Source organism: uncultured Henriciella sp. (assembly GCF_964005855.1).
Taxonomy (GTDB): Bacteria; Pseudomonadota; Alphaproteobacteria; order Caulobacterales; family Hyphomonadaceae; genus Henriciella.
Genome location: NZ_CAXFSW010000002.1, coordinates 24,452 through 43,625 on the forward strand (window position 1 = coordinate 24,452; position 19,174 = coordinate 43,625).

Sequence of the window (19,174 nt, forward strand, 5' to 3'; positions counted from 1 at the left end):
CGCCCGGATAAGGAAGTCAAGCGCCTGCCCGGAGAGGCTTAGGCTAAGCCTTCGCCTTCTTCCCCGGCAGCATCTTGGCGAACATCTTCCCGACATCACCGACACCTGCGCCATGCACAGCGCCTGCGCGATAAACACGGGCTGCCAGCCACAGCACCAGCAGGGAAGAGGCAATCATCAGGACCAGCAGGCCTGTGATTTCCCAGAGCGGGAGAACCGTCGGAATACGAAGGATGAGCAGGAAGGGCGTGAAGACCGGCACCCAGCTCATCACCGCGATCAGCGGTGATTGCGGATCGGAGATCGCGACCGTGATCATGAACATCGGCACCATCAGCAGGACGATCAGCGGCGTCATCAGGGTCTGCGCTTCCTGGATCGTATCGCAGAGCGAGCCCAGTGCCAGAAAGATCGCGCCATACATGAGATAACCAAGCACGAAGCTTAGAAGCGCCGGAATCAGAAGCTGCAGCTCGCCAACCGAGCCGAGGACGGTAAAGATCGGCCCGCGGATCCCCGGATCGACCATATCGGCAAAGGCGGTCGCCATGATGGTTGTGCCAATGGCCCAGACGCCCATCAGCGTCAGCGCGACAGCCAGAACGGCCAGCAGCTTGCCCGCCAGCATGTGCGTCAGCTTCACCGAAGTCAGCAGGCTGTCGAAAATCTTGTTGGACCGCTCCTCGATGGTGCCCATCAGGAGATAGTTCACCACCGAAAAGATCAGGAACCAGAGCATGAAGGCCATCAGGATGGAGGCATAGAAGGGCGCCCTGTCCGCCATCGTCACCTGGGAGCCGGCCTCCACCGAAGCCGGGCGCGCCCGCCGTTCGGTGACCGGGCGGGCATCCTCGGCCGCCTGACGCAAGAGACCCGGGCTGACGCCTGCCGCCTCGAAAACACGCCGTTCTGCCAGTAGCTGCTCTGCCGCCTGCACTTGGCGCAGAAGAGAGTCTGCCGTGACATTCTCGCTCCAGTACTGGATATCACCATCGCCGTCGGGCACCAGAATTGCGGCGAAAAGCGGCTGCGGGCCCTCCGGCGTATCGACCAGTTTCTGGCCAAGCAGATAGGGCGTAAGTCCCTCTTTCGTTATGGCCGGAGGATCGACATGGATCAGGCCGGCTTGCGGCAGTTCAATTGCCGGCGCGCCCGCCTGGTCCAGCGCGGCCTCCACAGAGGCGCCCCCCGCAAGCGCATTATCAAAGGTCTGTAGTGCCTCATTGGGGTCGCTTCCGCCAATGACGCTTGCCGGGTCGAGCGCAAGACGCGCCGCATCCACACGGGTCTCATCGATTTCGGCCCGCAGGGCTTCTGTGAAATCCGACCCGCTTTCAATCACGGTATAATAGCGGGTCGGCTGGGAATTCTCCGCCCAGGTCGGCGCCATGATGCCGACCGCCAGCAGGATCGGCGTCAGCATGAGGCCCAGCCAGAAGCCCCAAGCCTGGACATAGCCAAGATAGTCACGACGGGCGACAAGATAGATTGAGCGGATCATGCGGCTTTCCTCGCCGCTGAGCCGGCCAGTGTCTGACGCAAATCTTCCGCTTCAGCTTCGGAGACGAGCGAGACGAAGACATCGCGCAGCTTGGCGTCCTCTGGCCGGAAACTTGTAATCGGCGCCCCTGCATCGATGGCGGCGCGCAGGGCATCCTGTGCGTCCTTCCCGGAGGGCAGCCTCACCCGCCAGGTATCGCCGGCCTTTTCATTGGTCTCGAACCCATGTGGGCGAAGCGCGGCGTCGAGGTCGAACCCTTCGCTCACACCGATCAGCACAGCCCGGCCAAGTGCGCCGAAGGCCTCGTCCAGCGTGCCATCGAACACTTTGCGCCCCCGCGCCATCATGACGATGGAATCGCAAAGCCGCTCGGCATGCTCCATGACATGGGTCGAGAAGAGTATGGTCGCGCCGCGCCTGTGCTCTTCTATGATCATGTCTTCGAGGCCCTGCTGGTTCACCGGATCCAGCCCGGAAAACGGCTCATCCAGGATCAGGAAGTCGGGCTGGTGGGCCAGCGAGGCCAGGATCTGGACTTTTTGCGACATGCCTTTCGACAGTTTCGAAACGCGCACCCGGGCAAACTCGGACAGCCCCATCCGCTCCAGAAGCTCATCGGCGCGCTTGCGGCTTTCACCGGCACTCATACCTTTCAGGCGCGCGAAATAGGAGATGATGGCGCGCGGGCTCATCTTCTTGTAGAGGCCGCGCTCTTCGGGAAGGAAGCCAACATGGCGCAGGGTATCTATGTTGGGCGGCGCGCCGAACAGATTGACCTGCCCCTCATCTGGGCCAAGCACGCCAAGCGCCATGCGCAGACTGGTCGACTTGCCTGCGCCGTTCGGTCCAAGGAAGCCGACAATGGAACCTTGCGGGACGGTCAGGGAAAGGTCGCGGACTGCCGTAAAGGCACCAAAGCGCTTGGTGACATGGCTCAATTCGAGCGGGGCAGATGCCATATTCCCTCCAGAAGCGGAAAACTTCTCGACTATCGATAATGCACGTGGCCGTTTCTTGGCTACCCCTTGCCAAGACTTAAAACAGCGCGCAGGCTCTCTTTCATGAAGCCTCGTCCAGGTCAGGGATCGCAACTTGCCGGGGCGCTTGAGAGCGCCGGATCAGGCTTGCGCGGCGAGACATCCGTTGGCTCCACCGGCCTCGATCAGGCCCGCCTTGACCAGGAACATGAGCTCCAGCGTGTCGAAGCCGCTCTCAAACGCCTCGATCATGGCCGTTTCGGCCACTGCCTCTATTGCGGCGACCAGATCGGGCTTGGGCGGCTGAAAAGTGACCCGGCCGTTGAGAGCTGTGATACATGCGAGGAAGACGAGCCGGGTTCGCCCGGACCTTCATGATCAACGGGCCAAAATCATGACAGCAAACTGCCTCTGCGTACAGTTTCCGGATGGCAAGAACTGGACGGGCGAAGGTGCTTTTGACTTCCGCCGCGAGGGCTTCACCATCGGCCACGAGGCGCGCTGGTAGGGTGTCCTAGCTCGCCGCAGACAGGCGCATGAGCACAAGCCCCGACAGGATGAGCATGGCCGCCGCGATGCGCATCGGCGTCATGCTTTCACCCAGAAAGACGATACCAAGCACGAATGCGCCCACCGCGCCAATGCCGGTCCAGACCGTATAGGCCGTCCCCAGCGGCAGGACCCGCATCGACCAGGACAGAAGCGTAAAGCTGGCTCCCATCGCCGCCAGCGTAATCACGCTGGGCCAGAGCCGGGTAAAACCGGCCGACTGTTTCATGAAATAGGCCCAGACCACTTCCAGCAGTCCGGCAATAAAGAGAATGATCCACGCCACACCGTGACCTCATGGGAAAAGCGCCGGGCCGTCCCGGACTTCTCTCCCATGTGGGCGCGGACGTGGCCGGCCTTTCCGTATTGTCTGGAAGCGTCCTAGTTCAGCCCCTCGCGGCCGATGGCATAGAAACGCTCACGGCGCTGGCGTTTCAGCTCTGTCGGAGAGAGGCCTTCCAGCTCACCGAGCGCCTTCTCGATGGCCTTGCCGGCCTGGCTGATGGCGCGCTGCGGGTCGCGGTGCGCCCCGCCAACGGGCTCCTTGACCACCGCATCGATGACCTTGAGCTTCAGAAGATCCTCAGAGGTGATCTTCATCGCCTCGGCCGCGTCCCGCGCCTTGGCGGAATCGCGGTAAAGAATGGAGGCGCAGCCTTCCGGTGAAATCACCGAATAGATGGAATGCTCCATCATCAGCACCTTGTTCGCCGCCGCAAGCGCAATCGCCCCGCCGGAGCCGCCCTCGCCGATGATCAGCGCGACATTGGGCACTTGCAGGGTCAGGCAGCGCTCGGTTGAGCGGGCGATGGCTTCGGCCTGTCCACGTTCCTCGCCCGCCTTGCCCGGAAAGGCCCCGGCCGTGTCAACGAAGGTCAGAACCGGCAGCTTGAACTTGTCGGCAAGATCCATGAGGCGCACCGCCTTGCGGTAGCCCTCCGGGTGCGCCATGCCGAAATTGTGGCGCAGGCGGCTTTCCGTCGTGGTGCCCTTCTCATGCCCCATGATGACAACGCTCTGTCCACGGAACGTCGCGAGGCCGCCGATCACGGCCTCGTCATTGCCATAGATGCGGTCGCCGGCAAGCTCCTGGAAATCGTCGAAGAGCTGCTCGATATAATCGCTGAAATGCGGGCGCTCCGGGTGGCGGGCGACCTGCGTCTTGCGCCAGGGGGTCAGCGAGGAATACGTGTCCTTCAGCTGTTTGGCCGCCTTGTCCTTGAGCTTCTTCAGCTCATCGGAAATGGACGGACCTTCGCCCTGCTTTGAGACCGCCTCAAGCTCGGCGATCTTTGTCTCAAGCTCGGCAATCGGCTTTTCAAAATCGAGATATGTCATCGGCATAGCGTAGAACCTAGTGCTGGTTTGAGGCGATTCCTAGGCTGCGAGGCCGCCCTTGGCACGCTTGAAATACATCACATCCTCCTCATTGAAGCGGACAGTGCCCTTCTGCACATAGCCCATCTTCTGCGCAATCTTGATCGAGGCGCCATTGTCATGGTCGATGATGCAGCAGGATTTTGCCTCGCTGGTTTCCTCGTCCAGCCAGTCATGCGCCGCCGTCACCGCCTCGCTGGCATAGCCCTCTCCGAACTTTTCCGGTGAGATGACCCAGCCGCATTCCGGCACGCCCCAGAAGGACGGCTCAGTGTCGCGGTGAAAATCCGCAAAACCCACCTCGCCGACAAATTCCCCGGTCTTCCTGTCCTCGACCAGCCAGTAGCCATAGCCGAGCAAAGACCACATTCCCCGGCTATTGAGGACACTACGGGTCCACACCAGATGCGGGGGGCGCGCCTCACCGCCGATAAAGCGGATCGTCTCAGGGTGGCTCCAATGGGCAACCAGCCGCTCAAAATCGGCTGGCTCTACGCCGCGCATCTTCAGCCGCTTGGTCAGGATGACCGGGACAGGTACAGCCGTTCCGCTCATCCCTTGGCCCCGCCCATCGTCTCCAGCATCGCCTTCATGGAGCCATGCACCGTCTGGATCGCCTTGAGCGGGCGGACCATCACCTTGAAGTCGGTGATAAGGCCATCGCCATCCCATTCGATCATGTCGATCCCGTTGACATGGACGCCCTCCATCTCGGTCTCGAACTCCAGCACGGCCTTGTCGCCGCAATCGAAGATACGAAGATAGCGGAAGCTGTCTCCGCCCAGCGTCTTTCCCGCCGCGCCGAGATACATCATCGTTACTTTCTTGCCGCGCTGGGGCGTATGCACGATGGGGCTGTGAAACACGACATCCTCATGCAGGATCGCGCTTAGCGCCGCCGGGTCGTGATCCCCGTGGAAATAATCCATCCAGCGCTGCAGGTTTGCTGAGTATTCGGCCATGTCGTCTCCCCATTACCGGGCGCGCCCGGACGGGGCGCAAAGGCGGGATATTCATCGGAAGATGCAGCCGGGCGCAAGCCCCCCCGTCTATTCATCCAAGCAGTAGATCACCGGATAGACGACATTGACCAGGCGCACCGATTGCCCGCCGCGCCGGGGCGGATCAAAGCGCATGCTCGTTGCCGCCCGATAGACCGACGCATTGAACTGCGGCGTCGAACACGCCGTCAGGATCTCTTCCGGCGTGCCGGTGGGGCTCACATCCATCAGGATTTCGCAGCGCCCTTCCTGGCGGGCACTGGCCGCGCTCTGAGGATACTCCACCATGGGCGGTGCCACAGGCTGGGCGTCCGTCGCGACCACTTCATCGGGCTGCGATGGCCCGCCAAGCAACTCGCCGCCACCGCCGCCTGAGCCCGTCTGCCGCGCGCCCTCTGCAAGACGGGCCTGCCAGCCATCCGGATAGCGCAGAGACACCTCCGTTGCGCCTGCATGTCCGCAGGCGGCGATCTCCCCGGGCTGCGGCGCAGGGGCCTGAGGGTCGTCCATCACGGGCGGCGGGGCCGGCGCCGGATCATATGTGTTCGGGTCCACCGCGCAGGCGGCCAGCGTGGCAAGGCAGGCTGTGCCCGCCAGAATATGTAGTCGCGTCATCTTGGTCTCCTTGCCCTCCCGAACGCATGAAGGCCCGCCGGTTTCCGGCAGGCCTTCCACTCATTACGTCCGTTGGCGTTGATCAGCCAGCCTCTTCCGGCGGCGTGTCGTCCAGGCAGAAATTCATCGGCAGCAGGATATCGGCCGTCTCGGCAGTGTCCTGTCCCTCGGCCGGCTCGAATTCCAGCGCCTCAAGGACCTCCACCGCCGAAGCCGCAAATTGCGGCAGCGTGCAGCTCGCAACAACGTCTTCGGTCTCACCCGATGCGTTCACGCTGAAGATGGTGTCGCACGCGCCCTCAATCCCAAGCGCATTGTAGAGCGCCGGATATTCTGGGGCGAGCGGCCCGGTCGGCACCGGCATCACGACATCGCCGCCCACCGGATTGGAAATCTCGACCCGCGCATCCCAGCCTTCGGGCACAAGCTTCTCGACCACGGACTGGCCGCCGCAGACCTCGATGTCACGGTGCGGCGCGAGAATTTCGAGCTGCTCGCTGGTCAGCGGTTTCTCGAGGCGCTCATTCAGGGCATCGACCGTTTCCTGGTCAAAGCCATGATAGTCCATCTGGGCTGCTGCCGTGCCGGCGAGCGCCGCACTGGCAGCTGTCATTGCGAAGATTTTTGAAAGTCGGGTCATGGGGTGCACTCCTTGATTGCTCTTGGATACACCCCTCAACCTAGCCCGAAGCGTAGGCTTTTGCCAATTCCGGGTCTTTTCCGGCGACCAGATCGGCGAGATCGGAGATGACCTTGGCCTGTTTCCAGGTGGCATCATCCTGCATCTTGCCGTCCAGCATCGCGACACCCGTCCCATCCGGCATGGCGTCCAGAATGCGGCGCGCAAACTTCACCTCATCTGGCGCTGGGCTGAACACGCGCTTGGCAATCTCGATCTGGCTTGGGTGCAGGCTCCACGTGCCCGAACAGCCGAGCAGGAAGGCATTACGGAACTGCTGCTCACACGCCTCGCTGTCGGCAATATCACCGAACGGGCCATAGAAGGCGTTGATCCCGGCCATCCGGCAGGCATCGACCATGCGGGCAATCGTATAGTGCCACGGGTCCTGCTGGGCGCTTTCGCGCTTGGACCCGTCCTCATTGGGGTCATCGACCACACGGTAATAAGGATGGCCGCCGCCCACGCGCGTCGTCTTCATCTTGCGGTCCGCGGCAAGGTCGGCCGGGCCCAGCGATATGCCCTGCATGCGCGGCGAGGCCAGCGCGATCTCCTCGACCAGCGCCATGCCCTGCGCGGTCTCGAGGATCGCATGAAACAGGATCGGACGCTTCAGGCCGGCCTTGGCCTCCAGCTGGGCGACATACTGATCGGCAAAATGGATGTCCCACGGGCCTTCGACCTTGGGCAGCATGATCACGTCCAGCTGGTCGCCCGTCTCAAGCACAAGGCGCGAAACATCATCCTGGAACCATGGCGAATTCAGCGGATTGACCCGGCTCCAGAAGCCCGTGCCCTTGGCCTGCCAGTCGACCATCTTGCCCATTTCGATGGCGCCGTCGCGAGCCGCATCCTTGGCATCTGCCGGGATGGCATCCTCTAGATTGGCCAGCACGACATCGGCCTGATCGGCCATTTGCGGCACCTTGGCGCGCACCTTTTCAAGGTGCGGCGGCACGAAATGGATCATCCGCTCCAGCCGGATCGGCAGCTCCCGCATCGGGTCCGGGGCGCCAATGGCAAGCGGCTTGAAGAAATTGCGCGGTGTTTTCTGGCTCATGCTTTCCTCCTGTTGCGGCGCAACATATCCCCGGCAGGCCGCAGGTCAATTCAGCTGGCCGGTTACATGCCCTGCTGCCTGGGCATCAGTTGCCAGCGCCCCGCCTTTCAAAAGCGTAGGTATTGCGCCGGAAAGGCGGCCCGCCGCTATCGAGCTGCACCCGCTTCGTCATCTGAAAGATGTCCGGCGACAGCGTATAGGTCATTTCACATGAGGCCGGCTGGCCATCATCCTCGCACGCAGATTGCGTTTTCAGCATCAGCCTGCCGTCCACCTCGTCGCGCGCAATTACCTCTTCACTGTTCAGCATCCGCCCGTCTTCGGACGGGGTAAGCATGGAGCCGCCATAGGCGGACGGCTCCTCTGAAAAGCTGAGCCGGAGCAGGATGCCTTCTCCCTCCCGGCTGACATTGAGGGTCGCGGGCAAACTCACATCTTCATGCGGGGGCTCATAGTCGCGATAGATGAGTTCCCCTGTCCACGCGCCTTCCAGCATGGTGAGGTCAGACAGATAGACCCTCGGCTGATCGTCCGCCGCTGCCTTGCCCGGTGTTTGTACGCAAGCGGCCAGAACAGCCGCCGCGACGAAGCCAAAAACGTGTCGCATCGCCCTGCCCTTCTCAATGTCGATTGGATCGGGCCAACGGCCCCTGAATTCTATTGGCCGCTGTCGCGCGTGAAGCTGTACTGATGGCCGAAACGCTGCTCTTCCTCGCCCGCCAGCGTGACAGCTTTGGCGATGGAGAACGCATCCTCGGAAATATCATAGAGATAGTCGCAGGTGGCGATATAGCGCCCCTCGATACATTCCTGCCGCGTCAGAAGCGTCAGTGTGCCATCGTCGCTGCGTTCGCGGCGCAGGACGCGTTCATCATTGATCCAGTAGCCGTCCTCGGAAATTTCCAGCGGGGCGCTGCCATCGCCTTGCGGCGCGCCCGGAAAGGAAAAGTCCAGCGTCAGCGTGCGGCCCTCGCGGGTCACGGCAAGTTCGGCCTCTGCGGTCGTCTGTCCATCTTCGGCGTCCGGGTCGGCATAGACGAGCTCGCCTTGCCAGCCATCGCCCAGGATCGGCTCAAAATCCTCTACAGAGACGCTTGGCGCGTCCTGGACGGCATCGATACGGGCCGGACTTTCCTCAGGCGCGGGCGGGGCCGGCGGCGGGGCGGCCTCTTCATTGCCGCAGCCTGCAAGCAGGATGACAAGGCCGGTGAGGCCATGATGCAGTTTCATTTGAAAGGCTTCCCATGTCTTGCAGATTGCCACTGCAATCGCAGACCGGCGGGAAGGTCAAGACGCCGCTAGTTGCTGCGAAGGTCGACCGTCTGTGCCTGCCGCTCATATTTCAGGGCGCTCATGAAAAAGAGCGAGCTGACATAAAGCGCACCCAGGGCCGTCATCGCTTCAACGCCCCAGAAGATCGATCCGGTGACATGGAGCGTGAACAGGATCAGTGCCGAAAGCCCCATGAAGAAGGCGGCGGAAATCTCGAACATGAAGACGCCGGCAACAGCGGCACGAAGCATTGCGGACATGGAAACTCCCGAAAATACGCGCCCCAAAAATAAAGGCATGCGATCAATAATAATCGCATGCCTTCGAGATCGGAAGATTATGGCCGAAATTTAATGCAGCCTATTCACTGTCGTCTTCGGACGGGACGACAAGTTCGGTCTCGATCATCAGCTTCAGCTCATCGGAAACGCCGGGGACGGCATAGTCCATACCCCAGTCAGAGCGCATCATCGTGCCGGTTGCAGAGAAGCCGGCCTTGGTGGTGCCGCGCGACTCGCCAGCCTTGTTGAGCGTCACGTCGAGCGTGACCGGATGGGTCTCGCCTTTCAGCGTGAGGTCGCCGGTCATCGTGCCGGTCGTGCCGTCTTCTGTCTCGAACGAGGTCGCCTCGAAAGTCGCTGTCGGATAGGTCTCGAGATCAAACAGGTCGGCCGAGGCAAGATGGTTCTCGAAGCGATCATCCCCCGGGGTTCCGACCCAGTATCCGCCATCTGCGAGATTGAAGGTCACCTTGATCGTGGAGTTTTCCGGGGTTTCCATGTCCAGCATCAGCGTGCCGTCATAATCGGTAAACTCGATGCCCTGGCGCGAGAAACCCATATGGTTCCAGCTGGCGATGATGCTGGTATGGTCCTTGTCGAATTCATAGGCGACCGGCTCTGCGAGCGCGGCGGGCGCTGCCAGGGCAAGGCCGATGGCGGCGGTGGCGGCAAAACGGGGGGAGAGGGCTTTGATCATGTCGGGGTCCTTCTGGGATGACAACGGCACTGCCCTTCGACATGGGTCATTTCTGACGTGGGGCAAGGCGCGAAGGCCTTATTCCGCCCGCCGGATCAGGCTTTTCTCTCGACCACCGACAGATTCATGCTGAACGAACGGCGTTCGCCTTCGGCCCTGAACGGGTAGACACAGTGGAACATGTTTGACGGGAAGATATAGAAATCTCCCACCCTCGGCCGGATCATGAAATTGGACACCGAATAGTGGCTGTCCGTGCCATGGGCGAACTGTAGATGGCCATGCGAGGGGTGATGGTCGCGGTCATCCTCCTCCCATTCGGCATCGATCCCCTCAGGCAGCGCCAGATAGCCAACGCATGAGATGGCAGCGCCTGTGTGGATGTGAAGCGGGTTATAGTCACCGGCATACTGGCGCACGAACCAGCCGCCCATCACATTCAGCTCATACTGGCGGCTCTTGTGGTCATAATCGCCAAAGGCCCCGCGATGATTGGCCCTGATATGATACTCGATGAGGGTCTGGCCGAGCGTCGCCGCGGCCAGATCGATCAGCGGCTGATCGAAACGAAGCTCCTGACGCACCTTGCCCACAAGCGCTTGTGAATGGTCTGCGAGATTGCGTCCGATCGCCCGGTTCATCTCGTCGACAAATCCGGCCGGCATCCGGCAAAAACCCATGAGGGGACCAAACGGCGTGAAGAATTCCTTCTCCGCCTGCGGCGTGAAGATCGCAACCATACAAGACGCCTTTCAGCGTTGTTGCACAGGCGACCCTGCAGCCTGTCGTCAATTTTGCCCTGGGCCCGCTTTAGAATGCTCGCTCTAGAATAGTCAATTTTTGAAACATGACCATTTTGTAACGCAGCCTAGCGCGACAGCGGATGCGCGGTGTCCAGCAGCCGGGACAGCTCATCGGTGAGCACATGGGTGTAGATTTCCGTGGTCGAGATATCGGCATGACCCAGAAGCGTCTGCACCGCGCGAAGGTCTGCCCCGCCCTGGAGAAGATGGGTCGCATAGGCATGACGAAGCGCGTGCGGATGGACCCGCGAGGGTTTGATACCGGCTTTCAGGCTGAGCGCGTCCAGCATCTGCCCCAGCCGCCTTCGCGTCAGATGACCTTCCTTGCCTCGCGAAGGGAAGAGATAGGTGCCCGCTGCCTTCGCCTGCACGGTCTTCTTCGGCAGGCTCTCCTCGCGCACCTCCAGCCAGTCGGAGATCGCGTCCAGAGCAGGCGCGCCAAGCGGGCACAGCCTGTCCTTGCCGCCCTTGCCGCGCACAATGATCTCCCGCGTTTCCCATGACCCCGCCTTGCGGCGCGGCAGGTTTCCAAGCTTCAGGCTGACCAGTTCACTGACACGCAGCCCGGCCCCGTAAAGCAGCTCCAGCAGGCAGCGAAGGCGCACATCCTCGCCGCAGGCATCAATAAGCTGCTCGACCTCCTCACGGCTGAGGACATCGGGAATGTCGCGGCCCGCCTTCGGCCCTTCCAGCCTGGAGGTCGGGTCGTCCTTGCGGTCCCCCTCTTCGAACAGGAAGCGGAAGAACCGCCGGAGCGAGGAGAGCTTCCTCGCCTGCGTCCTCGCGGCTAGGCCCTGCGCGGCAAGAGAGGAAACATAGCGGGAAACATCTTTTGCGTCCGCCTGTGTCAGCCTGCCTTTCAAGACGCCGGAGGCATCGCGAAGGTCCCTTCCATACGCATCCAGCGTATTGGGAGAGGCACCGCGCTCGGCGCTCATCATTTCAAGAAAGGCATCGATCCGGGCCGCGTCACTCATCGGGCGAGTGTGCGCGCGCGATGCTTAACAGGGCGCTTAAACGTGAAAACGGGCGCCGGTTTTCCGGCGCCCGTCAAAAACACTTCAAAAACACCGCCGGTGCACCGTCCAGACACCATGGGTGCACCGTGAAAACGGCCGTTTTTACTCCGCCGGCGGCTCTGTCTTGTCGACCACCGGATGACCATGATCGGGATCATCATTCATCTTGTGCATCGCCACCACGACCCCTGAAAGCGCAATGATTGCAATAAGGTTCGGGAAGGCCATCGAGGCATTCGAAATATCCCCGAACAGCCATAGCGCATCGGTATTGGTCACAATCGCCCCACCGAACACAATCAGCACCCAGACATACCGGAAAGGATGCGTCGCCCACTCACCCACAAGATAGGTGACGGCCTGTTCGCCATAATAGGACCAGCCGATGATGGTGGTGAAAGCAAAGAAGAAAAGCGCAATGGTTACAATCCACTCGCCCCCCGGAAGTGCGGCGCCATAGGCCCGCGCGGTGATGCCGGAAGACTCCGCATCGGTCTCATAGACGTAACGGACATCATTGAGGACGCTCGCATCTGTGGCCGCTGCCAGAGCCTTGTCGAAATAGGCCTGTTCGTCCGCGTCACTAGACCCGCGCGGCAGGTCCGCGGCGAGGCTGAGACCGTTGGTGCGGCATTGCTGCAGGAAGGCAGAGGCTTCGTCGCCGCGTGCGGCAATGATCTCTGTGCGTCCTTCTGTATAGGCCGACGGGAAGAGCTCCTCCACACCGGTTTCGTCCGGCAAGGTGTTGTAGCCTTCCTCCACACACTGGTTCGCGGCGATAAGCGCCGGGCTGCGCGTAAAGTCGCCGGAGACGGTGAGGATGACGAGCGCCGTCATGGTGCAGATCACGATCGTGTCGATAAAAACGCCGATCATCGCGATCTCGCCCTGCTGGACAGGGTTCTTCGTCTTCGCCGCCGCGTGCGCGATCGGCGCCGAGCCCTGGCCGGCCTCGTTGGAGAAAAGACCCCGCGCGATACCGAAACGCACCGCCTGCATCATCCCATAGCCGGCCGCGCCGCCAACCACTTCCTGAAGGCCGAAGGCGGACTTGAAGATCACCGCAAAGGCATGCGGGATCTCGGTCGCATTCAGGATCAGCACAATGAGCGCGCAGAGAACATAGGCGCCCGCCATAAGCGGAACGATCCGTCCCGCCACGCTGCCGATGGACTTGATGCCGCCAATGATGACCGCGAAGACGAGACCGGCAATCACAATGCCGATGCCCCAGTTCGGCAGGGAGAAACCCATGGTCCCGCGAGCTGTTTCAATGGCTGTCTGGGTGATGGAGTTCGACTGGATCATGGACCCGGTCGCGGCTGCCGAGAAGAGCGTGCCGAGACAGAAGATGACGGCGAGCCAGCCCCATTTCTTGCCGAGGCCGTTCTTGATGTAATACATCGGCCCGCCATTGATCCGGCCATATTCGTCGGTTTCGCGATACTTCACGGCGAGGGAGCTTTCGGCGAAGGCCAGCGCCATGCCGAGCAGGGCCGTGATCCACATCCAGAAGATGGCGCCGGGGCCGCCCATGGCGATGGCGGTAGCCACGCCGGCCAGATTGCCCGTCCCGACCTGACCTGAAAGCGCCGTCGAGAGCGCCTGCCAGGGCGTGATCGCCCCGTCATCGCCCTGCGCCTTGCGGCCCTGCCAGACTTCGGCAAGTGCGGGGACGAAGCGGCGGACAGGGCGGCCGCCGAGGCGGATCATCACGAAGAGGCCCGTGCCCAGAAGCACGATGGCAAGCGGCCCTATCTCCCCTGGAATGACGACGCTGTCGCCCCATGTACCGCCCCAGATAAATCCGGCGACATTCTCAATCAGTGTGACCAGCGCTTCCATAAACCCCTCCGGCTCCCTCTCATTTCAAGTCAGGCGCGACACTAGACGTCTTTTCTTCCCTGTGAAGCGCAGACGGGGCAGATTTTTCATCTGCCCCGCCGTCATTGCGTAAATATTGTCGTCTCTGGCGAAAATCAGGCAAACCCTTCGCCCACCCCGAAATCGCGCCGGGCCGACACAATTGTCACGATGACGCCCGCCAGCACATCGAGCAGCGTCATGCTGGTAATGATAAAGAAAGCCGATGTCGCAAAATTCGGCAAAAGCAGAAACTGGACGAGGCAGACGATGAACAGGATCATCGAGACAGCGTGATTGAGAATGGAGGACGTGCCTGTGCTGGTGGACTTCACAATCTCCACAAAGAGGAGGGTGATCGCGACGAAGACCAGCATCTCACCATTTGTAATCGCCCAGTTCACGCCGGAGATCATCGGAAAGGTGATGAGGGGGTTGGACAACAGCTCGATCAGCGGCGAGGCATTCTCGACCGAGCCGACCTGGGCAGCGTCCCCGACAAAGGTAAAGGCGATGAGATTGTAGATCGCCACCGGAATGACGAGTAACGGAACGATACCGAAAAGTGTGCGCATGGTGGGTGCCTCCTGTCGGTTGCCGCGCCCACGGTCTGGACTCGCGGCTGCAAGTCCCAAGGCCTAGCGCGCTGATTGACGGGTGTTAAGCGGAATCTCGGCAGAGGCGAACAGGGGCTTACCCTGCCGCGCCCTGGCCGGCCTTCAGATCTCGTCTATCCCGCCCGGCTTGCGGCGTCTGCGGATGAGCCATGTGACGCCGCGAAGGTCCGAAAGCGCCGCCCATAGCCGGCCGAAATTGGTATATTTCGACCGCCCGGTCATGCGCTCACGGTGATTGACGTCCATGAACTCCACGCCAAACCCCTCCGCCTTGACGAGAGCGGGCATATAGCGGTGCATATGATCGAAATAGGGAAGCGACAGAAAGGCATCGCGCTTGATCACCTTTGTGCCGCAGCCGGCATCATCGCAGTCATCGTGCAGCAGACGCTTGCGGATTGAATTGGCAAAGCGTGATCCGAACCGCTTCCAGGCGGTGTCCTTGCGGCTCGCGCGCCGGCCCATCACCATGGCAAGGTCTGCCGGCGCATCGGCCCGCGTCAGCGCGCGGTAGAGCGCGGGGAGGTCTGCCGGATCGTTCTGACCATCGCCATCCAGCGTGCCAATGACACGGCCGCGGGCGGCGCGCACGCCGGTCCGGATGGCCCGGCTCTGCCCGGCATTGAGTCGATGACTGACCACGCGCAGCGCCGGGAAATCGGCTTTCAGGGCCGCCAGGACAGCGCGCGTGTCATCGGTCGAGGCATCGTCGACCATGATCATCTCATAAGCGCGCCCGTCCAGCGCCGCTGCAATCTCAGCGACCAGCGCGCCAGCATTACCGGCCTCATTATGCATCGGCACGACGACAGATAATTCAAGCGTTTCGGCCATGGCCCTTCGCCTTTCAGGAAACTCTGGGCGCTCTCTTTAAGCGCTTCGATGCCTGAGCGAAACCATGGATGCCCGCTGGCACTGCCGCGCGCCGTGCCAAGCGACGAGCTTTGCGCTAGGAGGCAAGGAATGACGGACCACACATCCCTGCCCATCGAAAGCCTGCTTGCCGACATTTGTACCGGGCTCAAGGCCCGAAAGCGCCTCGTGCTTGCCGCCCCGCCGGGCGCGGGCAAGACGACACGTGTGCCGCTGGCGCTCGCCGGGCTGATTGACGGCTTCGAGGCCCTGCCCGGCCGGGTCGTCATGCTGGAACCCCGCCGCCTCGCGGCCCGCATGGCGGCCGAGAGGATGGCGGCGACGCTTGGCGAAAAGACCGGTGGGCGTATCGGTCTGTCGACGCGGATCGAGCGCAAGGTCTCCAGAGAGACTGTGGTCGAGGTGATTACCGATGGCCTGTTCACACGCCGTCTTCTGGCAGACCCGTCGCTGGAGGGGGTTGCCGCCGTCATCTTTGACGAAATCCATGAGCGCAGCCTGAACGCCGACCTCGGTCTGGCACTCGCGCTTGAAGCGCAATCCGTGTTTCGCGAGGACCTGCATATCCTCGCCATGTCGGCGACGCTTGATACCGAAAAGGTTGCAGGCACGCTGGACGCACCTGTCATTGAGAGCGATGGGCGCCAATATCCGGTGGACACGAAATACCTTGGCCGCAACCGGGACCGTATCGAAGACCAGATGGCTGCGGCGATTGGAAAAGCGGTCCGCGCGGAGACAGGCTCGGTCCTCGCCTTCCTTCCGGGCGCCGGGGAGATCCGGCGCACGGCCGAACGTCTCAACAACCTTCCAGGCGATGTCAGCGTGCACACCCTGTTCGGCGCGCTCAGCCCGCGCGAACAGGATGAGGCTGTGCGCCCCGCCCCGGCCGGCCAGCGCAAGGTTGTCCTCGCCACCGACATCGCCGAAAGCGCACTGACGATTGATGGCGTCCATGTGGTGGTCGATTCAGGCCTTGCGCGGGTGCCGGAATTCGAGCCTGCGAGCGGAACGCAAATCCTGCGTACCATCCGGGCGGCAAAGGCGAATGTCGACCAGCGCCGCGGCCGGGCCGGGCGGCTTGGGCCCGGTGTCTGCTACCGGCTGTGGGATGAGGAAGAGACGCGAGGCCTTATTGCCGCGCCCAGCCCGGAAATCCTGAATGCGGACCTTTCCGGCCTTCTTCTTTCGCTGGCTGAATGGGGTGAGGATGATGCCTACAGGCTGACCTGGCTGGATGCCCCGCCGCGCGGACGGCTGGCGGCCGCGCGGGAGGCCCTCATGGCCTATGGCGCACTGGATGAGGCCGGTAAGCTGACCGAGCACGGCAAACGGATGGCCTCCCTGCCGCTGGGCCCGAAATATGCGAGCCTTGTCGCAAGCGCGGACACGGACGGCGAGCGGGCTTTGGCCGCGGAGATTGCGGCGCTGGCCAGCGAGGCGGGGACTGGCGGCAATTCGCCCAATCTGAAAGACAGGCTGGAGGGATTCAGGCGCGATAACAGCCCGCGTGCCAAGGCGCTGAAACGGCAGGCTGAGCGCTGGGCCGGGGGCGCTGCGCCGCAAGGCGATGCCGCGCGCCTGCTGGCAAAGGCATGGCCCGACCAGATTGCCCGGCGGCGTGACGGCTCCGAGACGAGCTATCTTCTCGCCAATGGCCGCGCAGGCGAGCTGCCGGATGGCGGTGGCCTCAACCAGTCAAAATGGATCCTTGTGGCCGACATGGTGGGCGCAGCAGGGCGCGCGCGGATCACGCTTGGCACGCCGATCGGCGAAGCCGAGGTGCTCGCGCTTTACCCGCCCGTCACCGAAGAATGGGCAAGTTTCGATCCGGCAACGCAAGGCTTCAAGGGGCGCCGGGTCAAAGCCATCGGCAAGATCGTCCTGTCTGAAACGCCTTTGCCCAAACCCTCCGGCGCCGCCGCGCGGGCCGCTTTCCTCGATTTTATCCGCGAGAACGGATTTGATGCCGCAGGTCTTGGCGTGCCGGTCCACGCATTTCTGGCGCGGCTGAACCTCATCAGGCGGGGTTTCGAGGACTGGCCGAAGCCTAGTGAAGCCCAGTTGAGGGAAACCGTTGATGACTGGCTTTTACCCGCGCTCGGCGGGGGCGGCTTCCAGCCCCCGTCGGAGGGGACGGTGCTGAACGGCCTCAAACAATCGCTTGGCTGGCCAAAGGCCCAGGAGATCGACACGCTGGCGCCGGCTTCTGTCGTCCTGCCCTCGGGCCGCCAGGCGCCGGTCGACTATCTCGATGACAATGCGCCTCTGGTCGAAGCAAAAGCGCAGGAGCTTTATGGCCTGAGGCGCCAGCCTGCCATCGCTGACGGGCGCCTGCCGGTGACGCTGCAGCTGATCTCACCCGCCGGGCGGCCCATCGCGGTCACCAAGGATATTTCGGGCTTCTGGTCGGGCGGCTACCGCGACATGGCCAAGGATATGCGGGCGCAATACCCCAAACATGACTGGCCGGACGATCCAGCGTCCGCAAAACCCCATGCCGGGATGACGAAAAAGCGGCTAGGGTCGCAGAGCTGACGCCGGAAGTGAAACGCCCTCATCCTGAGCGACGTCGAATGATGAGGGCGATCCGCGAAATTTCCCGCCTCATGGTTCGACTTCGCTCACCATGAGGCTGTGTGTTTTAGTTCGGGCGGCGCTCGTCGCCCCATTCCATGCCCATCGACCGTTTCATCCAGTCCGCGAAAGTCGCCGGCTTTTCGAGCGTTTTCGGGTCAAGGCTGCCATAGGCCACGATCGGGCCTTCAGCCGTTTCAAGACGAACGCCGCTCAGCTTCTGCGCAGAGCCCGTCCAGTTGGAATAGTCAGTGGACGGGTCGAGCAGGAGCATGACTTTCGTACCGCCCGTGCCATCCGCGCGCTTGTCGAAAACGAGGCCATAGCATTTCTCACGGGCGAGACCGCCGGAATGGGCCTGACGCTTTCCGTCGAGCAGCACCTCGTCCCACAAGAGGTTACGGCGCCACTGAAGAACGTGCATCTGCTCGTCATCGGTGACGATCTTGATATCGACCTGATGCAGGCCGACGCGGACCAGTTCTGCGCGCATGGGAGGCTTCCTTCTCGTTATTATCGAAAATCGATAATAAGCATGAGGGAGGCTCCGTCAACCGGAAAACAAAAAGGCCGGACATTCCGGTCCGGCCTTTTTTCGAATTCAGGTGTCTGGACGCTCTACCGGCCTGCCAGCCGCAGGAAGCGGTCGCGCATGTCCTTGTCCGTCTTGAAGACGCCGGTGAACTGGGTCGTAATGGTCGAGACGTTCGGATGGTGCACGCCGCGAGTGGTCATGCACTGGTGAACCGCATCGATCAGGACCGCTGTGCCTGCAGGCGCGAGGCTTTCGGTAATGGCGTCGCAGATCTGCGCGGTCATCGTCTCCTGCGTCTGCAGCCGTTTGGCGAAAATCTCGACCACGCGGGCGATCTTGGAGATGCCGACCACGGCCTGGGTCGGCATATAGGCGACATAGGCGGTGCCGAGGAACGGCGCCATGTGGTGTTCGCAATGGCTGACCACATCAATCTCGCGCAGCATGACCATGTCGTCATAGCCCTGCACATCGTCAAAGGTGCGCGAGAGGTATTTGACCGGGTCTTCCTCATAGCCCTGGAACCACTCCTTATAGGCGTTCACGACGCGCTTCGGCGTGTCGAGAAGGCCTTCGCGGCGCGGGTCATCGCCAGCCCATGCGAGCAGAACGCGTACAGCCTCTTCGGCTTCCTGCTGTGTCGGCCGTTTCACGGGGTCCATGTGATCCCGGTTTTCATCTTTTGTGATGGCATCCATCGCCTGCTAATCCTGTTGCTGAGGGACGGGGGTCGAGCCAGATGTTCTGTAGGTGCGCCCTTAGCACCTCAATACCGGACTTAACGCCCGCCCAGATTATTCCCTCAGGGCGTCATACTCCCAGATAGTCCAACTCGATCACTATTTCCAGAAAGAGCGGCTGTTGCCGCTGCGGCATAA

22 protein-coding genes are annotated in these 19,174 nt (G+C 62.0%); 2 read left to right on the forward strand and 20 right to left on the reverse strand.

Translation table 11 applies throughout. The features are described from left to right. Positions 1-43 precede the first annotated feature (43 nt). Together ABNU55_RS03140 and ABNU55_RS03145 are read right to left on the reverse strand one after the other, a co-directional pair. Positions 44-1,501 carry an ABC transporter permease gene (locus tag ABNU55_RS03140; protein ID WP_290751342.1) on the reverse strand — a complete coding sequence of 486 codons (1,458 nt, stop codon included), beginning with the start codon at positions 1,499-1,501 and terminating at the stop codon, positions 44-46. Then, positions 1,498-2,460 (reverse strand): ATP-binding cassette domain-containing protein, encoded by a 963-nt coding sequence (locus ABNU55_RS03145; protein WP_290751344.1) that lies wholly within the window; start codon positions 2,458-2,460, stop codon positions 1,498-1,500. Before ABNU55_RS03145 ends, ABNU55_RS03140 begins: the two co-directional genes overlap by 4 nt. A 102-nt stretch (positions 2,461-2,562) precedes the next feature. On the opposite strand from ABNU55_RS03145, the gene ABNU55_RS03150 reads away from it, so the two are divergent. After that, entirely contained in the window at positions 2,563-2,856 is a 294-nt protein-coding gene (locus tag ABNU55_RS03150; RefSeq protein WP_290751346.1) for a hypothetical protein, read from the forward strand. Positions 2,857-2,992: 136 nt separating this feature from the next. On the opposite strand, the gene sugE is transcribed toward ABNU55_RS03150, so the two are convergent. The 16 genes from sugE to ABNU55_RS03230 all read right to left on the reverse strand — a co-directional run bounded on the left by sugE (position 2,993) and on the right by ABNU55_RS03230 (position 15,145). Continuing rightward, a complete protein-coding gene (sugE, locus tag ABNU55_RS03155) occupies positions 2,993-3,313 on the reverse strand; it encodes a quaternary ammonium compound efflux SMR transporter SugE (protein ID WP_290751348.1) in 321 nt (106 codons plus the stop codon). 95 nt (positions 3,314-3,408) lie between these two features. Continuing rightward, complete coding sequence (locus ABNU55_RS03160) at positions 3,409-4,371, reverse strand: acetyl-CoA carboxylase carboxyltransferase subunit alpha (protein WP_348764226.1); 963 nt, start codon at positions 4,369-4,371, stop codon at positions 3,409-3,411. A gap of 33 nt (positions 4,372-4,404) precedes the next feature. After that, positions 4,405-4,959 (reverse strand): GNAT family N-acetyltransferase, encoded by a 555-nt coding sequence (locus ABNU55_RS03165; RefSeq protein ID WP_290757912.1) that lies wholly within the window; start codon positions 4,957-4,959, stop codon positions 4,405-4,407. Continuing rightward, on the reverse strand, positions 4,956-5,366 hold the full coding sequence (locus tag ABNU55_RS03170) for a nuclear transport factor 2 family protein (RefSeq protein ID WP_290757915.1): 411 nt from the start codon (positions 5,364-5,366) through the stop codon (positions 4,956-4,958). The genes ABNU55_RS03165 and ABNU55_RS03170 overlap by 4 nt, the downstream gene beginning before the upstream one ends. Before the next feature lie 87 nt (positions 5,367-5,453). Beyond that, a complete protein-coding gene (locus ABNU55_RS03175; RefSeq protein WP_348764227.1) occupies positions 5,454-6,020 on the reverse strand; it encodes a TonB family protein in 567 nt (188 codons plus the stop codon). An 82-nt stretch (positions 6,021-6,102) separates the two neighbouring features. Further along, the gene (locus tag ABNU55_RS03180; RefSeq protein WP_290757921.1) at positions 6,103-6,660 is read right to left on the reverse strand and encodes an energy transducer TonB; all 558 of its coding nucleotides are present in this window, start codon (positions 6,658-6,660) and stop codon (positions 6,103-6,105) included. Between the two features lie 40 nt (positions 6,661-6,700). Next, a complete protein-coding gene (locus ABNU55_RS03185) occupies positions 6,701-7,759 on the reverse strand; it encodes a CoA ester lyase (RefSeq protein WP_290757924.1) in 1,059 nt (352 codons plus the stop codon). Between the two features lie 85 nt (positions 7,760-7,844). Continuing rightward, complete coding sequence (locus tag ABNU55_RS03190) at positions 7,845-8,366, reverse strand: hypothetical protein (protein ID WP_290757927.1); 522 nt, start codon at positions 8,364-8,366, stop codon at positions 7,845-7,847. A gap of 50 nt (positions 8,367-8,416) precedes the next feature. Next, positions 8,417-8,989 carry a hypothetical protein gene (locus ABNU55_RS03195; RefSeq protein ID WP_290757929.1) on the reverse strand — a complete coding sequence of 191 codons (573 nt, stop codon included), beginning with the start codon at positions 8,987-8,989 and terminating at the stop codon, positions 8,417-8,419. 68 nt (positions 8,990-9,057) lie between these two features. Further along, a complete protein-coding gene (locus tag ABNU55_RS03200) occupies positions 9,058-9,291 on the reverse strand; it encodes a hypothetical protein (RefSeq protein ID WP_290757932.1) in 234 nt (77 codons plus the stop codon). A 100-nt stretch (positions 9,292-9,391) separates the two neighbouring features. Continuing rightward, complete coding sequence (locus ABNU55_RS03205) at positions 9,392-10,009, reverse strand: YceI family protein (protein ID WP_290757935.1); 618 nt, start codon at positions 10,007-10,009, stop codon at positions 9,392-9,394. A 95-nt stretch (positions 10,010-10,104) separates the two neighbouring features. Next, positions 10,105-10,749, reverse strand: a complete 645-nt coding sequence (locus ABNU55_RS03210) for a putative 2OG-Fe(II) oxygenase (protein WP_290757938.1) — start codon at positions 10,747-10,749, stop codon at positions 10,105-10,107. A 128-nt stretch (positions 10,750-10,877) separates the two neighbouring features. Then, positions 10,878-11,789: a tyrosine recombinase gene (locus ABNU55_RS03215; RefSeq protein ID WP_348764228.1), complete on the reverse strand. Its 912-nt coding sequence runs from the start codon at positions 11,787-11,789 to the stop codon at positions 10,878-10,880. A 144-nt stretch (positions 11,790-11,933) separates the two neighbouring features. Next, complete coding sequence (locus tag ABNU55_RS03220) at positions 11,934-13,676, reverse strand: sodium:alanine symporter family protein (protein WP_348764229.1); 1,743 nt, start codon at positions 13,674-13,676, stop codon at positions 11,934-11,936. A gap of 134 nt (positions 13,677-13,810) precedes the next feature. Next, positions 13,811-14,269, reverse strand: a complete 459-nt coding sequence (locus ABNU55_RS03225; RefSeq protein ID WP_348764230.1) for a hypothetical protein — start codon at positions 14,267-14,269, stop codon at positions 13,811-13,813. Between the two features lie 144 nt (positions 14,270-14,413). Beyond that, entirely contained in the window at positions 14,414-15,145 is a 732-nt protein-coding gene (locus ABNU55_RS03230; RefSeq protein WP_290757949.1) for a glycosyltransferase family 2 protein, read from the reverse strand. Between the two features lie 129 nt (positions 15,146-15,274). Between ABNU55_RS03230 and hrpB the strand changes: the two genes are divergently transcribed. After that, complete coding sequence (gene hrpB / locus ABNU55_RS03235) at positions 15,275-17,722, forward strand: ATP-dependent helicase HrpB (protein ID WP_290750881.1); 2,448 nt, start codon at positions 15,275-15,277, stop codon at positions 17,720-17,722. Between the two features lie 106 nt (positions 17,723-17,828). On the opposite strand, the gene ABNU55_RS03240 is transcribed toward hrpB, so the two are convergent. Both ABNU55_RS03240 and folE read right to left on the reverse strand, forming a co-directional pair. Then, a complete protein-coding gene (locus tag ABNU55_RS03240) occupies positions 17,829-18,254 on the reverse strand; it encodes a hypothetical protein (protein ID WP_290750884.1) in 426 nt (141 codons plus the stop codon). Between the two features lie 125 nt (positions 18,255-18,379). Then, complete coding sequence (gene folE, locus ABNU55_RS03245) at positions 18,380-18,994, reverse strand: GTP cyclohydrolase I (RefSeq protein ID WP_348764231.1); 615 nt, start codon at positions 18,992-18,994, stop codon at positions 18,380-18,382. Between the last annotated feature and the right edge of the window lie 180 nt (positions 18,995-19,174).

What these genes read in the sequence shown, in the direction of transcription:
- ABNU55_RS03140 (WP_290751342.1), bottom strand. Translation starts at nt 1,501, where the DNA reads ATGATCCGCTCAATCTATCTTGTCGCCCGTCGTGACTATCTTGGCTAT.
- ABNU55_RS03145 (WP_290751344.1), bottom strand. Translation starts at nt 2,460, where the DNA reads ATGGCATCTGCCCCGCTCGAATTGAGCCATGTCACCAAGCGCTTTGGT.
- ABNU55_RS03150 (WP_290751346.1), top strand. Translation starts at nt 2,563, where the DNA reads ATGAAGCCTCGTCCAGGTCAGGGATCGCAACTTGCCGGGGCGCTTGAG.
- ABNU55_RS03160 (WP_348764226.1), bottom strand. Translation starts at nt 4,371, where the DNA reads ATGCCGATGACATATCTCGATTTTGAAAAGCCGATTGCCGAGCTTGAG.
- ABNU55_RS03165 (WP_290757912.1), bottom strand. Translation starts at nt 4,959, where the DNA reads ATGAGCGGAACGGCTGTACCTGTCCCGGTCATCCTGACCAAGCGGCTG.
- ABNU55_RS03170 (WP_290757915.1), bottom strand. Translation starts at nt 5,366, where the DNA reads ATGGCCGAATACTCAGCAAACCTGCAGCGCTGGATGGATTATTTCCAC.
- ABNU55_RS03175 (WP_348764227.1), bottom strand. Translation starts at nt 6,020, where the DNA reads ATGACGCGACTACATATTCTGGCGGGCACAGCCTGCCTTGCCACGCTG.
- ABNU55_RS03180 (WP_290757921.1), bottom strand. Translation starts at nt 6,660, where the DNA reads ATGACCCGACTTTCAAAAATCTTCGCAATGACAGCTGCCAGTGCGGCG.
- ABNU55_RS03185 (WP_290757924.1), bottom strand. Translation starts at nt 7,759, where the DNA reads ATGAGCCAGAAAACACCGCGCAATTTCTTCAAGCCGCTTGCCATTGGC.
- ABNU55_RS03190 (WP_290757927.1), bottom strand. Translation starts at nt 8,366, where the DNA reads ATGCGACACGTTTTTGGCTTCGTCGCGGCGGCTGTTCTGGCCGCTTGC.
- ABNU55_RS03195 (WP_290757929.1), bottom strand. Translation starts at nt 8,989, where the DNA reads ATGAAACTGCATCATGGCCTCACCGGCCTTGTCATCCTGCTTGCAGGC.
- ABNU55_RS03200 (WP_290757932.1), bottom strand. Translation starts at nt 9,291, where the DNA reads ATGTCCGCAATGCTTCGTGCCGCTGTTGCCGGCGTCTTCATGTTCGAG.
- ABNU55_RS03205 (WP_290757935.1), bottom strand. Translation starts at nt 10,009, where the DNA reads ATGATCAAAGCCCTCTCCCCCCGTTTTGCCGCCACCGCCGCCATCGGC.
- ABNU55_RS03210 (WP_290757938.1), bottom strand. Translation starts at nt 10,749, where the DNA reads ATGGTTGCGATCTTCACGCCGCAGGCGGAGAAGGAATTCTTCACGCCG.
- ABNU55_RS03215 (WP_348764228.1), bottom strand. Translation starts at nt 11,789, where the DNA reads ATGAGTGACGCGGCCCGGATCGATGCCTTTCTTGAAATGATGAGCGCC.
- ABNU55_RS03220 (WP_348764229.1), bottom strand. Translation starts at nt 13,676, where the DNA reads ATGGAAGCGCTGGTCACACTGATTGAGAATGTCGCCGGATTTATCTGG.
- ABNU55_RS03225 (WP_348764230.1), bottom strand. Translation starts at nt 14,269, where the DNA reads ATGCGCACACTTTTCGGTATCGTTCCGTTACTCGTCATTCCGGTGGCG.
- ABNU55_RS03230 (WP_290757949.1), bottom strand. Translation starts at nt 15,145, where the DNA reads ATGGCCGAAACGCTTGAATTATCTGTCGTCGTGCCGATGCATAATGAG.
- hrpB (WP_290750881.1), top strand. Translation starts at nt 15,275, where the DNA reads ATGACGGACCACACATCCCTGCCCATCGAAAGCCTGCTTGCCGACATT.
- ABNU55_RS03240 (WP_290750884.1), bottom strand. Translation starts at nt 18,254, where the DNA reads ATGCGCGCAGAACTGGTCCGCGTCGGCCTGCATCAGGTCGATATCAAG.
- folE (WP_348764231.1), bottom strand. Translation starts at nt 18,994, where the DNA reads ATGGATGCCATCACAAAAGATGAAAACCGGGATCACATGGACCCCGTG.